Origin of the sequence: Caballeronia sp. SBC1, from assembly GCF_011493005.1 — a bacterium.
GTDB lineage: Bacteria > Pseudomonadota > Gammaproteobacteria > Burkholderiales > Burkholderiaceae > Caballeronia.
Map to the genome: position 1 here is coordinate 1,364,533 of NZ_CP049156.1, position 14,851 is coordinate 1,379,383.

Below are 14,851 nucleotides of genomic sequence, written 5' to 3' on the forward strand. Positions count from 1 at the left end.
GAAAAGAGAGGGCACGCCGCTTGAAAGACATCCTGCATTTTTCGCACGCGAACGGGTTTCCCGCATCGACATACCGGACGATCTTCGCCGAACTCGCCGACGACTACGAAATTCGTGCGGTCGAACGTTTTGGTCACGATCCGCGGTACCCGGTTACGCGCGACTGGCCGCATCTGGTGGATCAACTGCTCGAGGATATTGACGCCCGACGGCCGCCCGACGCGAAAGTGTGGCTGGTCGGCCATTCGCTGGGCGGTTATCTCTCGCTGATGGCGGCGCTCAAGCGGCCGCAATGGGTGAAAGGTGTCGTGATGCTGGATTCGCCGGTGATCGCTGGATGGCGCAGCAGTTTGTTGCGTTTATCGCAATTGACGGGGCTCGACACGCGGCTTTCGCCTGCCGCCGCCACGAAAAATCGACGCACGCACTGGCCGAGCCGCGAAGACGCATGGCGTCACTTTCACGCGAAAACCGCGTTTGCCCGCTGGGACGAGCGGATGCTGTCGGATTACGTCGATTTCGCGATTCCGGCGGAGGCGGGTAACGCAGGTGGCATCGCAGGTATCAATGAAGCGGCGGGCATTAACCGCCAGCGCAAGCTCGCTTTCGATCGAGAGGTCGAATTCCGCATCTACAAAACCCTGCCGCGCACGCTGGGTGCGCGGGTTGCGCATGGCGTGCCGGTGCCGGTCGGGTTTATTGCGGGAACGCATTCGAGGGAAGTGCGCCAAGTCGGGCTGGACATGACACGGCGTATTGTGGGCGGGCATCTCGAATGGATCGAGGGCAGTCATCTGTTCCCAATGGAGCACCCGGTGGAAACGGCGCGCGCATTGCAGCGCACGCTTAACGGGTTGCGGGGACAACACGCCCCGCGGCAAGACGCGATGTAGGCCACCTTAGCAAGCCACCTGAGTAAGCCACATTCAAGCCGCCGATAAACCCCCGATCGAAACCTGCCGCTCGCGGTAAATCGGGCCCGTCCCGCTCTGGGTTCTGGGGCGCCTTTCGGGTATAATCCGTTTTTCCCGCGAGCACCTAGCGATGACCAAATATGTATTCGTCACCGGCGGCGTAGTGTCTTCCCTCGGCAAGGGTATTGCCGCCGCTTCCCTCGCAGCGATCCTCGAATCGCGCGGTCTGAAAGTCACCCTCTTAAAGCTCGATCCCTACATCAACGTCGACCCCGGCACGATGAGCCCGTTTCAGCACGGGGAAGTGTTCGTGACGGAAGACGGTGCGGAAACGGACCTCGACTTAGGCCATTACGAGCGCTTCATCAGCACGAAGATGCGCAAGGCCAATAACTTCACGACCGGTCAGATCTACGAGTCGGTGATCCGCAAGGAACGCCGGGGCGAATATCTCGGCAAGACGGTTCAGGTCATTCCGCATATCACCAACGAAATCCAGGCGTTCCTGCAACGCGGCGCGGCTGCGGCCACGTGCGGCGAGCCCGACGTGGCTATCGTGGAAATCGGAGGGACGGTGGGTGACATCGAATCTCTGCCGTTCCTCGAAGCCGCGCGCCAGATGAGCCTGCGACTCGGCCGCAACAGTGCGTGTTTCGTGCACCTGACGCTTGTGCCGTACATCGCGACGGCGGGTGAGCTCAAGACGAAACCCACGCAGCATAGCGTGCAGAAACTGCGTGAAATCGGTATCTCGCCGCACGTGCTGCTGTGCCGCGCGGACCGTCCGATTCCCGGCGACGAACGCGCGAAGATTTCGCTGTTCTCCAATGTTCCCGAAGACGCGGTCATTTCGGTGTGGGACGTGGACAGCATCTACAAGATTCCGCAGATGCTGCACGACCAGGGTCTAGACAACATCATTTGCGAAGAGCTCAAGCTGACGGCGAAACCCGCTGACCTCAGCATGTGGGCCGGCCTCGTCCAGAAGCTCGAGAATCCGCAGAACGAAGTCACCATCGGCATGGTCGGCAAGTATGTGGAACTGACCGAGTCGTACAAATCGTTGATCGAGGCGCTTAAGCACGCGTCCATTCATACGTCGACGAAGGTCAACATCGAGTACATCGATTCCGAACAGATCGACACGGACGGCGTAGCCGCTCTGAAGCATCTCGACGCCGTGCTCGTGCCTGGTGGTTTCGGCGCGCGTGGAACAGAGGGCAAGATCAAGGCGATTCGTTACGCGCGTGAGTCGAAGACGCCGTACCTGGGCATTTGCCTCGGCATGCAACTGGCCGTGATCGAATTCGCACGCGACGTTGCCGGTCTGTCGGATGCGAACAGCACGGAATTCGATTCATCGACGACCAACCCGGTTGTGGCGCTTATTACCGAATGGTATGACCGCGCAGGCCGCGTTGAGAAGCGCACGGAAGAATCGGATCTGGGCGGCACGATGCGCCTGGGTTCACAAAAATGTCCGATCAAGCCCGGCACCATGGCTGCGCGTATCTACGGCACCGATGTGAACGAGCGCCATCGGCATCGTTATGAAGTGAACAACCGCTTCGTGCCGCAACTCGAGGCGGGCGGGCTGGTGATCAGCGCGCGCACGCCGAGCGAAGATTTGCCGGAAATGATGGAGCTGCCGGAATCCATGCACCCGTGGTTCGTCGGCGTGCAGTTCCACCCGGAATTCACGTCGTCACCGCGCGACGGCCATCCGTTGTTCAAGGAATTCGTTGAAGCCGCGCGCGCGCATCATCTGGCGCTGAAGGCGAACGGCGTGGCGAGCAGCACTACTGCTGAACACGCACCCGCGCCGGCCGTGGCGGTTTCCGTCGGAGCGCAAGCATGAAGCTGTGTGATTTCGAAGTTGGTCTCGACCAGCCGTTTTTCCTGATCGCGGGCACGTGCGTCGTCGAGTCGGAGCAAATGACCATTGACGTCGCCGGCCGCCTCAAGGAAATCTGCGCAAAAATAGGCGTGCCGTTCATCTACAAATCGTCGTACGACAAAGCCAATCGCAGTTCCGGCAAGTCGTTCCGCGGTCTTGGCATGGACGAAGGCCTGCGGATTCTCGGCGAAGTGAAAAAGCAACTCGGCCTGCCGGTTCTCACCGACGTTCACTCTGAGCACGAGATTGAAGCGGTTGCGTCGGTTGTCGACGTGCTGCAAACGCCTGCGTTCCTGTGCCGTCAGACTGACTTCATTCACGCGTGCGCGCGTTCAGGGAAGCCGGTCAACATCAAGAAGGGTCAGTTTCTTGCGCCTCACGACATGAAGAACGTCATCGACAAAGCCCGCGACGCTGCCCGCGAAGCCGGCTTGTCGGACGACCGGTTCATGGCGTGCGAACGCGGCGTATCGTTTGGTTATAACAATCTGGTCTCCGACATGCGCTCGCTCGCGATCATGCGGGAAACCAACGCGCCCGTCGTCTTCGACGCCACGCATTCCGTCCAGTTGCCGGGCGGGCAGGGCACGAGTTCAGGCGGCCAGCGCGAGTTCGTGCCGGTGCTGGCGCGTGCCGCGATTGCAACAGGTGTTGCGGGCGTGTTCATGGAGACGCATCCAGACCCGGCGAACGCGAAGTCCGACGGGCCGAACGCCGTACCGCTGCACAGAATGGAAGCACTGCTGGAGACACTCGTCGCGTTGGATCGGGCCGTGAAGCGCGGACCGTTTCTCGAGAACGATTTCAGTTAAAGACGCAGCGGGCACCGCGTGTATTCAAGCGCCGGTGCTCGCCCAGCATCAACATCCGCAGCGTACCGGCAGGGGTGTGTCATGGCGAAGAAGGGTTACGTCATCATGAACGCGAAAGTCTGACCCCGATAAATTCACCGTGTAATAGCCGTTATCAGTGAAGGCGATTGAAGCATACGGTGGTAAGTTTCTGGTGCGTGGAGGACGGAGCGAGGCGTTTGAAGGATCCATGCGCCCACCCTCGGCCGTACTCGAATTCGTTGACTATGTTGACAGCGAGATTGACTACGAGACGGCCAAAAAAATGGGATCACTCCGCTCAATACGAAGCGGCGCGCCACGTGCGAACGGGCGCGGCAGAATTGAACATGATGGTCGTAGAAGGCCTCTGAAGCCAGGCGCTCGCGTACTGGCAAGATGTTAAACACCGACCTGCTGTCTGACCTGATTCACCGTCATTTCTTGAGGAAACCATGAGTGCTATCGTAGATATCATCGGTCGCGAGATTCTCGACTCGCGAGGCAATCCCACCGTCGAATGTGACGTCCTGCTGGAGTCGGGCACGATGGGCCGCGCTGCGGTGCCGTCGGGTGCATCCACCGGATCGCGCGAAGCGATCGAATTGCGCGACGGCGAAGCCGGCCGCTACGGCGGCAAGGGCGTGCTGAAGGCAGTCGAACACATCAATACCGAAATCTCCGAAGCCATCATGGGCCTCGATGCATCGGAACAGGCTTTCCTCGATAAAACCCTGCTCGAACTCGACGGTACCGACAATAAGTCGCGCCTCGGTGCGAACGCCATGCTGGCTGTTTCCATGGCCGTGGCGAAGGCGGCGGCAGAAGAAGCCGGCTTGCCGCTGTATCGCTACTTCGGTGGCTCGGGCGCCATGCAATTGCCCGTTCCCATGATGAACATCGTGAACGGCGGCGCGCACGCGAACAACAGCCTGGACATCCAGGAATTCATGATCGTTCCGGTCAGCCAGCCGACGTTCCGCGAAGCACTGCGTTGCGGCGCTGAAGTGTTCCACGCGCTGAAGAAGATCCTGAGCGATCGTGGCATGAGCACGGCGGTGGGTGACGAAGGCGGTTTCGCACCGAACTTCGGCAGCAACGACGAGTGCTTGTCGACCATTGTCCAGGCAATCGAGAAGGCCGGTTACCGTGCAGGCGAAGACGTTTTGCTGGCGCTGGATTGCGCCGCAAGCGAGTTCTACCACGACGGCAAATATCAACTCGCGGGTGAGGGTTTGCAGTTGTCGTCGGCGGAATTCACCGATTACCTGGCTACGCTCGCCGATAAATTTCCGATCGTGTCGATTGAAGACGGCATGCACGAAAGCGACTGGGACGGCTGGAAGATTCTCACCGACAAACTCGGCAAGAAGATCCAGCTCGTCGGCGACGATCTCTTCGTGACGAACACGCGCATCCTGAAAGAAGGCATCGACAAGGGCATCGCCAATTCGATCCTGATCAAGATCAACCAGATCGGCACGTTGACGGAAACCTTTGCAGCAATCGAAATGGCGAAGCGCGCGGGTTACACTGCGGTCATCTCGCATCGTTCGGGCGAAACTGAAGATTCGACCATTGCGGATATCGCGGTCGGTCTGAATGCTGGCCAGATCAAGACGGGTTCGTTGTCGCGGAGCGACCGGATCTCGAAGTACAACCAGTTGCTACGCATTGAAGAAGATCTCGGCGATATCGCGAGTTATCCGGGTAAGTCGGCGTTCTACAATTTGCGCTAAAGATTCGGCTGGATTGCGACGTTAGTTAGTCTGGACGGCCGCCGATTTATTCAGTCCGCCGTCTCGTGTTCTGTTGAATGCGAGGCGGCGCCAAATACAGTTGAAGTGTTAGCGTTTTTCTCGCCTCTTAAATGCGGATTGTCACCTTTGTTCTGATCCTGCTGCTGGCGATGATCCAGTATCCACTGTGGTGGGGACACGGCGGCTGGTTACGTGTTCACGAACTGCAGCAGCAACTCGTCAACCAGACAAAGAAAAACGCCGACCTGAAACTGCGTAACGAACGCGTGCAGGGTGAAGTGGCGGACTTGCAGAACGGCACGTCAGCCGTTGAAGAACGCGCGCGTTACGAGATGGGAATGATGAAGGACAGTGAGGTCTTCGTGCAGTTCGTCTCGCCGAATTCGCCGGCTCCCGCCAACTCGGTGAACGCACAATCGAGTGCGTCTACGCGCGGGCAAGTGTCCGCCGCGCCGTTACGTGTCGTGCCCAATCCGGTGTCGCGTTCGAAGGAAGAGCGCCGGGCGTTCGAACGGCAAGCGACGAAGGACAAGATGGACGCGGCCAAGAAGAAGCAGGGCGGTTAGCTCCAGGCCCGTCGATCGAAGCAATCGGATGTAAAAAAAGCTGTTTCAACATGAGTTGAAACAGCTTTTTTCTTGCGCGCTGCGGCCTTCTGGCAAGCAACGCACGAACGAGGCTCGTTTGAGACGCTACCAATAATATCCCGGGTACCCGTAGCCGAAGCCCGTTCCCCATCGGTTACCCCAGCCGCCGCTCGAATATCCGCCGTACACTGTAACCGGCGGCCGATAGTACTGCGAGTAGGCCTGGGCGGCCGCCTCTGCCGCCATTGCCTGCTGCTGCTCGGCCAGCACTTGCCGGTCGATCTGGTTATAGCGCTGCTGCTCGGCCTGCGAAAGTGGCTGCGGCGCTTGATTCTGCGCGGCCGGCAAGCGGCTATAAATAGGCGAGGGTCCTGGCGGGTCCATCATGCAGCCGCCGAGCGCGAGCAGCGTTGCGCCGGACAACGCTACAGCCAGTTTCTTCGATACACATCCCAACGGTTTCATTTCGACCTCCAGCGGGCCGGACACTAAGCGGAAACGGATGATGACACGCCGCGGCACAGCGGAGAGCCATTCTGCGACGTCTTGTTACAGAGAGGCTGGATGGATTTAATGCCGTTGATCTGGCGCCGGACTCACGCCTTGTGAGATTTCTCCAGCAACAAAAAGTTGTGCCACATCTACCGGATCGAACTCGTAGCGCTGGTTACAGAACTCGCAGTGGACCTCCACGCTGCCGCGTTCTTCAACCACGCTGTCGACTTCGCCGCGTCCCAACATCTTGAGCATGCCGCCCACTTTCTCGCGCGAACACGTGCATTCGAAACGCGCTTGCGCCGGCTCGAAATGTTGCACGTTTTCCTGCCAGAAGAGCCGTTTGAACACCACTTCCGGTTCTTCCTTCAGCAACTCTTCGTTCGAGAGCGTGCCGCCGAGATGGCAAACGCGCTGCCATGTATCGGCATCGTGTTCGCCAGGATGTGGAACGATGCCGCCATCGCCGGGAAGCTTTTGCAGCAGCATGCCCACGGCGCGCTCAGTGTTCGCGGCGAGCCACATGCGCGTGTCGAGTTGCTCGGAGTGGTGCATGTAGTGTTCAAGCACTTCCGCCATGGACGCCAGCGGCCCATGCTCACCGCTCAACGGCACGATCCCCTGATAAGCCTGCTGCCCGGGCTTTTTGTCGCGCGGATCGAGCGTGATCACGCAACGGCCGTGGCCGTTACGGTTGAGCAGGTCGGGAAGCGTCATGTCATCCGTAATTGGCACGGGTGCTTCGCTCGCGCCTTCAATGGATTCCGCCAGCTTCGCGGTTGCCCGCAGTGACAAGTCCGAATTGCATTGCACGACGAGCATGGTCACCGGTCCATCGCCGTAGATTTGCATAATGAGCGTGCCGTCGAACTTGAGATTCGCCGACAGCAAGGCGCACGCGGCCATCATTTCGCCGAGCACGTTGCGCACGGGCGTGGGGTACGAGCGGCGCGTGAGCACTTCCTGCCAGGTGTCACGCAGCGAGACAATTTCGCCGCGCACGGGCGCCGCGTTGAACATGAATTTTTGAAGCTGGTCGTTAACCACGCTTGAGTCCTTTGATCGACGGCGTAACGCGTGTCAACCGGCGTTTAGCCGATTCGCACGAGTTGCGCCTTGTAAAATTCGCGGCGGTCCGCGTAACCACGCGTCCCCGCCTGCATCTGGGCAATATCCGCTTCCGTGAGCTCGCGCACGGCTTTCGCGGGTGCACCGAGGATCAGGGTATTGTCTGGGAAGGTTTTACCTTCGGTCACCACGGCGCCCGCGCCAACCAGGCAGTTGCGGCCGATGACCGCACCATTCAAGACCACGGCCTGAATTCCGATCAGTGCGCCTTCCTTGATCGTGCAGCCGTGCAGCATGGCCTGATGGCCGATGGTCACATTCGCTTCAATCGTCAGCGGATAACCCGGGTCGGTATGCAGCACCGCGCCTTCCTGGATGTTGCTTCCTTGGCCGAGCACGATGGGCTCGTTATCGCCGCGTAGCGCGGCGCCGAACCAGACGCTTGAATTTTCTTCCAGCGTCACACGGCCGATGATGGTCGCCGTATCAGCGACAAATACGCTTTCGTGGATGGTCGGGGCGGCATCGCCAAGCTTATAGATTGCCACTGTGTCTCCTGTGAGTGCTTGCCTTGAGCCATGATGGGCGGAATGGCCTACCGGCCTGGGACGCGGGCGACCGGTACGATCGAATGAAATCGGTTGGAATTTCAGTCCCAGGCGGTTTCAGGCCGGTCGAGTCGATGCTATAGACTGCGGCGCCGGCGCGCTTTCTGCCAAAGCTTCCTGCCAAAAGTATTCCGCCGAAAGTGCTATTTTAGCCGGTTGCGCCAAGGCGACGTGCGGCCCGGCTTTTACGGGCCTGATCGACGGGTTCTGAACCCGGAATTCCAAGCCGGCGTATTTGAAGAGGCTTTCTCGCGCGAGCGCGAATCTGACGACTGTGCCGATCAACCGCTACCGTTTAAAAGCACCACATAAGTAACCCAAAGCATCCTGAATCATGTCCGAACAGCTCGATTATTCTGCGTCCACCAGCGTCCGTCCGACAGCGCTAGGTTTGCTTCGGGAGCGGGATCCCGCCACCAAGGCGAGCGCTGCCCAGCGGTTCTACGAGCGTTTGCTGTCGGGGCACACCACGCTCGACGCCACTGCCCACATTCCCGATCCACTCGATCTGCCCGGGCGCCCTGCATCGCCGGAACTGGTTGCGCCGTCATCGCTAAAACGCCGCAGCATGCAATCGGACGCGGGGCGTGCAGTGTTGCTGCACGCACTGGCGCATATCGAATTCAACGCGATCAACCTGGCGCTCGATGCCGTCTGGCGTTTTCCTTCAATGCCCGACGCGTTTTACCGCGACTGGTTCAAGGTTGCCGCCGAGGAGTCGCGCCACTTTTCATTGCTGAGCGCGCGTCTGGCGGAATTCGGCCATCAGTACGGCGATTTTCCCGCGCACGACGGCCTGTGGGAGATGGCGGAGCGTACGCGGGGTGACGTGCTTGCCCGCATGGCGCTCGTGCCGCGCACGCTGGAGGCGCGCGGGCTGGACGCTGCGCCGCCGATTCGCCGGCGCCTCGCTCAAGCGGGCGACCACGCATCCGCGGCCATTCTCGACGTGATTCTTCACGATGAAATCGGCCACGTGCTGATTGGCAATCACTGGTTCCGGCACCTGTGCAGCGAGTCCGGTGCCGATCCGCACGCCACCTACGCGCAACTCGCCGAGCAATATCACGCCCCCAAACTACGCGGTCCGTTCAACTTCGAAGCGCGTCGCGACGCCGGTTTCGACGAAGCCGAACTACGCGCGCTTGCGGGTCTGGACGACATCGATTCCATTGAAACTGCCTTAAATCCCCGATGACCCCTCTCAAAACGCCCGTTTCCGAATTCGTCACCACGCGCGGCACGCGGCTGCACGTGCGCCGATGGGGATCACCCGACGCGCCCACGCTGTTCATGCTGCATGGCTGGATGGATATTTCGGCATCGTTTCAATTTGTCGTCGATGCCCTCGCTGGCGACTGGCAGGTGATCGCGCCCGATGCGCGCGGTTTCGGGCTGTCGGACTGGCCGGTCGCGCAGGGCAAGAGCGGCCATTACTGGTTCCAGGACTACCTGGCCGATCTTGATGCGCTGCTCGACCATTACGACAAGATTGCGCCCGCGTCGCTGCGTGGGAAGCCGGTGAACCTGGTGGGCCACAGCATGGGCGCGAACGTTGTTTGCCTGTACGCGGGCGTGCGGCCGGAGCGGGTGCGCCGCGTGGTGGATCTGGAGGGATTCGGCATGGCAGCCACCAAGCCGGAGCGTTCGCCCGCACGGATCACGCAATGGCTGGACGATTTGCGCGCACAGCCAACGCTAAACACGTACGCGACGCTCGACGACGTCGCCCAGCGGCTGATCCGCACGAATCCGCGCCTGCCGCTGGCGAAAGCACGCTTTTTGGCCCAGCACTGGGCTAAACCCGACGATACCGGCCGTTTGCATCTGCTCGCCGATCCCGCGCACAAAATGCGTGGGCCGATGCTGTATCGGCTGGATGAGGTGATGGCCGTCTGGTCGAAGGTTCGGGCGAAAGTCCTGCACGTCGAAGCGCTGGCGTCGCCCACCCTCGCGATGATTGCCGGCGACGTTCCAATCGACGAATTCAAGCAGCGTTTCAAGGCTTTTACCGACTGGCGCGAGGAGATCATCGATCACGCCGGCCATATGCTTCATCACGATCAGCCCGAGCAAGTGGCGGCGCTGATCGAAACGTTTTGCGCTTGAGCCCGGCGGCGCTGGATTGTGCAATCGAACGAGCGGTCAGCGCTGGAACCCGTTTGACGCGTTGCAGTAGAATGACTGGTAATTCCCAGAGCTTCCATGATGAACGCCGACCTGCATTGCCACTCCACCGTTTCTGACGGCCAACTCGCTCCAGCCGAGGTTGCCGCGCGCGCTCACGCGGGCGGTGTGACGCTGTGGTCGCTCACCGACCATGACCAGCTTGGTGGTCAGCGCGAGGCGCGAGAAGCCGCAGAAGCGCTCGGCATGGGGTACTTGGGCGGGGTGGAGATCTCGGTGACGTGGGCGGGGCGTACGGTGCATATCGTCGGCTTGAACGTGGATACCGAAAACCAGGAGCTGATCGATGGCCTTGCGGCCACGCGCAGCGGCCGCGAGGCTCGCGGGGAAGCCATAGGCGAGGCGCTAGCCGACATCGGCATCCCGAACGCCTACGAGGGTGCGCTGCACTACGTGAACGATCCCGCCATGATCTCGCGTACGCATTTCGCACGATTTCTGGTCGAAAAGGGCTACGCGGAATCGACCTCGGACGTTTTCTCGAAATATCTCGGCGACGGCAAGCCGGGTTATGTCGGCCATCGCTGGTCCAAACTGGCGGACGCCATGAAGTGGATCAAGGTGGCGGGCGGCGAGGCGGTGATCGCGCATCCCGGGCGCTACGATTTCTCTCAAGTCGAATTCGCCGCGTTTTTCGATGAATTCATCCAGCTCGGCGGTCGCGCGATTGAAGTCGTGACAGGCAGCCACACGCCGGACCAGTATCGTGAATATGCGGAAGTCGCTCGCCGGTATGGTTTCCTCGCATCGCGCGGCTCGGATTTTCATGCGGCGGGCGAGGGGCGTATCGACCTCGGTCAATTGCCGCCGCTTCCCGCCGATCTCAAGCCTGTGTGGGAGTGCCTGGCTTAAAGGTGGATTGCGCAGGTTCGTAGTCGGGCGGCGCGTTGAACCGCTTTATTGAACGTCGCAAACGCTGCGCATGATCCTTGCATCCGTCCACTTCTGTTTGTCGCGCAACTCCATGCATTTGCGGGTATTCTCGCGTGTTCGCATGGGAACCGCCCGGCGCCTTTATCTGATATTCGGCTTAAAGGCAGCTTGAATTCAGTTTGAAGTAGCGGGCGTCATGCCAGGTGCGTAAAACATAAAAACGCAACGCGTGCGCGCAGCGTGTCGGCGCCCGTTGGCAGGCAACTCCGGACAACCCACTACGTCGATCTGGTCATGTCTCAATTCTTTCGAATTCATCCTGACAATCCGCAGCCGCGCCTGATCAACCAGGCGGTGCAGATCATCAACGATGGCGGCATTGTCGCGTTGCCGACCGATTCCAGCTACGCGCTCGCGTGCCATCTCGACGACAAGAACGCCGTCGAACGCATCCGCCGGATTCGAGGACTCGACGAGAAACAACTGCTCTCGCTGCTGGTGCGCGATTTATCGGAATTGTCGAATTTCGCAATCGTCGATAACCGCAACTATCGTCTGATTAAATCCGTGACACCCGGTCCTTACGTGTTCGTCCTGCAGGCGACGAAGGAGGTGCCGCGGCGCCTGTCGCATCCATCGAGAAAGACGATCGGCTTGCGTGTGCCGAATCACGCGATCACGCTTGCATTGCTCGAAGCGCTGGGTCAGCCGCTGCTCGGCTCGACGCTGATCCTGCCCCCCGACACCCATCCGCTCAACGACGCAGAAGAGATTCGCGAAAGGCTCGAAAAACAGATCGACCTGGTCATCGATGCCGGTGCATGCCCAATGGAACCCTCCACGGTGATTGACCTGACCGGCGACGAACCTGTGCTGGTGCGCCCCGGCCGTGGCAGTCTGGAACCATTCGGACTGACTGCTGAAAACGCCTGAAAACCCCGCACGATGACACAATAGGCAGTGACGTTGCGTTCGGGCGGAAGCCCGGACGCAAACTCGCTGCCTCGACGCTCGCGCCCCACCGCCCTTGGGCGAACGCCAAATCGTCCGCCAACGAGTGGCGCCACAACTGCTTGATACAATAGCGAGCTATGGATTCCTCCCTGATACAAACCATCGCGGTCTACGCGCTTCCCGTGATCTTCGCGATCACGCTGCATGAGGCTGCTCACGGCTATGCGGCTCGCCTGCTGGGCGACAACACGGCTTATGTGCTTGGCCGCGTGTCGCTCAACCCAATGCGCCACATTGACCCCGTCGGCACGCTCGCCATTCCGCTGATCCTTTATTTCGTCACCAGCGGCGCGTTCATGTTCGGCTATGCGAAGCCGGTGCCCGTGGCCTTTGGCAACCTGCGCAATCCGCGTTGGGGCAGCTTGTGGGTAGCGGCGGCCGGGCCCGCGAGCAATTTCGTCCAGGCGCTCATCTGGGGCGTGGTCGCCGTGCTGCTGGCATCGTTTAACATCAACGAACCGTTCTTTACGCGCATGGCCGCGGCCGGCGTTGGCGTGAACCTCGTGCTCGGCGTGCTCAACCTGTTTCCCTTGCCGCCGCTCGACGGTGGACGCGTACTGATGGCGCTGCTGCCCGTACGTGCGTCGATCATGCTTTCGCGGCTTGAACCTTATGGTTTTTTCATCGTGATGGCGCTTGTCATGACCGGTACCTTGACGCGTTTCTGGCTCGGGCCGCTGGTGAGCGCCGGGTATGTCGCGGTGTCGGCCGTCCTGAATCCTCTTGCCTCGCTCTTACAATAAATCCATGTTCCCTGATCGTATCTTCTCTGGCATGCGGCCGACCGGCTCGCTGCATCTAGGTCACTATCACGGTGTGCTCAAGAACTGGGTGCGACTGCAGTCCGAGTACCCGTGCTTTTTCGCGGTCGTCGACTGGCATGCGCTGACGACCCACTACGAAACGCCTGAAGTTATCGAGAAGAATGTGTGGGAAGTGCTGATCGACTGGCTCGCGTCCGGTATCGATCCTGCGCAGGCCACGCTCTTCATCCAGAGCCGCGTGCCTGAACACGCCGAGCTTGCGCTGCTGCTCGGCATGAGCACGCCGCTCGGCTGGCTCGAACGCGTGCCGACCTACAAAGAGCAGATCGAGAAGCTGAAGGAAAAGGATCTGACCACGTACGGTTTTCTCGGTTATCCGGTGCTGATGGCCGCGGACATCCTGTTGTATCGCGCGTCGCTCGTGCCGGTGGGCGAGGACCAGGTGCCGCACGTGGAAATGACGCGCGAGATCGCGCGGCGCTTCAATTATCTGTACGGGCGTGAGGCGGATTTCGAAGAGAAAGCACTCGATGCCGCGAAGAAACTCGGCGGCAAGCGCGCGAAGCTGTATCACGAGCTGCGGGTTGCGTATCAGCAGGAAGGCGACGACGAAGCGCTGGAAAAGGCGCGTGCGATGTTGCAGGAGTCGCAGAGCCTGTCCATGAATGACCGCGAACGGCTGTTCGGTTATCTGGAAGGCGCGCGCAAGATTATCCTGGTCGAGCCGCAGGCGCTGCTGACAGAAGCCTCACGCATGCCGGGACTCGACGGCGCGAAGATGTCGAAGTCGTATGGCAACACTATCGGCTTGCGTGAAGACGCCGAGACCATCACGAAGAAAGTGCGCACCATGCCGACCGACCCGGCGCGGGTTCGCCGCACCGATCCCGGCGATCCGGACAAATGCCCAGTGTGGCAACTGCATCAGGTCTATACCGACGAAGCCACGCACAAGTGGGTGCAGACGAACTGCCGCAGCGCGGGAATTGGCTGCCTTGAATGCAAGCAGCCGGTGATCGAAGGCATTTTGCACGAGCAGCAACCCATGCTGGAACGTGCGCAGAAATACATGGACGATCCGTCGCTGTTGCGCGCGATCGTGGCTGACGGTTGCGACAAGGCGCGCAAGTTCGCAGTGGAGACCATGCGTGACGTCCGCGACGCGATGGGGCTCTCGTACAACTGATCATCACTATGTCAGCGCCTGAACAGTCACCTACGCCACCCACGCCACCGACCACCGCCAGTGCATGGATCGAGCAGTGGTCGCATCTGGTGGAGCAGGGCGGCGCGGTACTCGACGTCGCGTCGGGCAACGGCCGCCATGCGCGTTATTTTGCGTTGCGCGGGCATCCGGTGCTGGCGCTGGATCGCGATGAAACTGCATTGGCGAGTCTCGCTGCTGGGCAGCACATCAGCACGCGTTGCGCCGATCTGGAAAACGCAGGCTGGCCGCTACGGGAGGACGAGAAATTCGCCGCGATCGTCGTGACGAATTACCTTCACCGGCCTCTGTTCCCCTATTTATTCGATGCCCTCGCGCCCGGCGGCGTGCTGCTCTATGAGACCTTCGCGGCGGGCAATGAACGTTTTGGCAAGCCGTCGAACCCGGACTTCCTGCTGAATCCCGGCGAGTTGCTCGACGCCGTGCGGGGCCGGTTGCGGGTCATCGCTTATCAGGATGGTTTTATCAACGTGCCGCGCGCATCCTGCGTACAGCGCATCGTCGCTGTCGCTCCGGCGCGGCCCACGCTCACAGGCCTTACGGAACGTAACAATGCATCAGATCCCGTTCGTTACGTGCTGCAGGGCTAATCCGCTACAATCGCGGTTTACCGACCAATTTCATAGCGT

Annotated in this window: 16 protein-coding genes; 13 read left to right on the plus strand and 3 right to left on the minus strand. The window is 60.4% G+C overall.

Annotated elements, in window-relative coordinates; all coding sequences use genetic code 11:
• Nucleotides 1–20: 20 nt before the first annotated feature.
• From SBC1_RS05915 to ftsB, 6 genes are all read left to right on the plus strand, one after another.
• Nucleotides 21–893, plus strand: coding sequence for an alpha/beta fold hydrolase (locus SBC1_RS05915; RefSeq protein WP_165088535.1), 873 nt, complete (start codon nucleotides 21–23; stop codon nucleotides 891–893).
• A gap of 151 nt (nucleotides 894–1,044) precedes the next feature.
• The gene (locus SBC1_RS05920; RefSeq protein ID WP_165088539.1) at nucleotides 1,045–2,772 is read left to right on the plus strand and encodes a CTP synthase; all 1,728 of its coding nucleotides are present in this window, start codon (nucleotides 1,045–1,047) and stop codon (nucleotides 2,770–2,772) included.
• Nucleotides 2,769–3,623, plus strand: a complete 855-nt coding sequence (kdsA, locus tag SBC1_RS05925; protein WP_165088542.1) for a 3-deoxy-8-phosphooctulonate synthase — start codon at nucleotides 2,769–2,771, stop codon at nucleotides 3,621–3,623. Before SBC1_RS05920 ends, kdsA begins: the two co-directional genes overlap by 4 nt.
• 266 nt (nucleotides 3,624–3,889) lie before the next feature.
• Nucleotides 3,890–4,015, plus strand: coding sequence for a DUF1330 domain-containing protein (locus SBC1_RS40485; protein ID WP_370469584.1), 126 nt, complete (start codon nucleotides 3,890–3,892; stop codon nucleotides 4,013–4,015).
• 81 nt (nucleotides 4,016–4,096) lie between these two features.
• Nucleotides 4,097–5,380, plus strand: coding sequence for a phosphopyruvate hydratase (gene eno / locus SBC1_RS05940; RefSeq protein ID WP_097262069.1), 1,284 nt, complete (start codon nucleotides 4,097–4,099; stop codon nucleotides 5,378–5,380).
• Nucleotides 5,381–5,511: 131 nt separating this feature from the next.
• A complete protein-coding gene (gene ftsB / locus SBC1_RS05945) occupies nucleotides 5,512–5,967 on the plus strand; it encodes a cell division protein FtsB (protein WP_089165639.1) in 456 nt (151 codons plus the stop codon).
• Nucleotides 5,968–6,093: 126 nt separating this feature from the next.
• On the opposite strand, the gene SBC1_RS05950 is transcribed toward ftsB, so the two are convergent.
• From SBC1_RS05950 to SBC1_RS05960, 3 genes are all read right to left on the minus strand, one after another.
• Nucleotides 6,094–6,453: a hypothetical protein gene (locus tag SBC1_RS05950; RefSeq protein ID WP_165088551.1), complete on the minus strand. Its 360-nt coding sequence runs from the start codon at nucleotides 6,451–6,453 to the stop codon at nucleotides 6,094–6,096.
• Between the two features lie 105 nt (nucleotides 6,454–6,558).
• Nucleotides 6,559–7,503: an Hsp33 family molecular chaperone HslO gene (locus tag SBC1_RS05955; RefSeq protein ID WP_165093086.1), complete on the minus strand. Its 945-nt coding sequence runs from the start codon at nucleotides 7,501–7,503 to the stop codon at nucleotides 6,559–6,561.
• Between the two features lie 71 nt (nucleotides 7,504–7,574).
• Nucleotides 7,575–8,099: a gamma carbonic anhydrase family protein gene (locus tag SBC1_RS05960; RefSeq protein ID WP_062091101.1), complete on the minus strand. Its 525-nt coding sequence runs from the start codon at nucleotides 8,097–8,099 to the stop codon at nucleotides 7,575–7,577.
• Nucleotides 8,100–8,493: 394 nt separating this feature from the next.
• Between SBC1_RS05960 and SBC1_RS05965 the strand changes: the two genes are divergently transcribed.
• The 7 genes from SBC1_RS05965 to SBC1_RS05995 all read left to right on the plus strand — a co-directional run bounded on the left by SBC1_RS05965 (nucleotide 8,494) and on the right by SBC1_RS05995 (nucleotide 14,812).
• On the plus strand, nucleotides 8,494–9,357 hold the full coding sequence (locus tag SBC1_RS05965) for a ferritin-like domain-containing protein (RefSeq protein ID WP_165088554.1): 864 nt from the start codon (nucleotides 8,494–8,496) through the stop codon (nucleotides 9,355–9,357).
• Nucleotides 9,354–10,268, plus strand: coding sequence for an alpha/beta fold hydrolase (locus SBC1_RS05970; RefSeq protein ID WP_165088558.1), 915 nt, complete (start codon nucleotides 9,354–9,356; stop codon nucleotides 10,266–10,268). Before SBC1_RS05965 ends, SBC1_RS05970 begins: the two co-directional genes overlap by 4 nt.
• A 99-nt stretch (nucleotides 10,269–10,367) precedes the next feature.
• Entirely contained in the window at nucleotides 10,368–11,198 is an 831-nt protein-coding gene (locus SBC1_RS05975; RefSeq protein WP_165093087.1) for a 3',5'-nucleoside bisphosphate phosphatase, read from the plus strand.
• Between the two features lie 315 nt (nucleotides 11,199–11,513).
• The gene (locus tag SBC1_RS05980) at nucleotides 11,514–12,152 is read left to right on the plus strand and encodes an L-threonylcarbamoyladenylate synthase (protein ID WP_165088561.1); all 639 of its coding nucleotides are present in this window, start codon (nucleotides 11,514–11,516) and stop codon (nucleotides 12,150–12,152) included.
• Between the two features lie 158 nt (nucleotides 12,153–12,310).
• The gene (locus tag SBC1_RS05985) at nucleotides 12,311–12,976 is read left to right on the plus strand and encodes a site-2 protease family protein (RefSeq protein ID WP_165088565.1); all 666 of its coding nucleotides are present in this window, start codon (nucleotides 12,311–12,313) and stop codon (nucleotides 12,974–12,976) included.
• 4 nt (nucleotides 12,977–12,980) lie between these two features.
• On the plus strand, nucleotides 12,981–14,183 hold the full coding sequence (locus SBC1_RS05990; RefSeq protein ID WP_165088568.1) for a tryptophan--tRNA ligase: 1,203 nt from the start codon (nucleotides 12,981–12,983) through the stop codon (nucleotides 14,181–14,183).
• Between the two features lie 8 nt (nucleotides 14,184–14,191).
• Nucleotides 14,192–14,812: a bifunctional 2-polyprenyl-6-hydroxyphenol methylase/3-demethylubiquinol 3-O-methyltransferase UbiG gene (locus tag SBC1_RS05995; protein ID WP_165088573.1), complete on the plus strand. Its 621-nt coding sequence runs from the start codon at nucleotides 14,192–14,194 to the stop codon at nucleotides 14,810–14,812.
• Nucleotides 14,813–14,851: the final 39 nt, after the last annotated feature.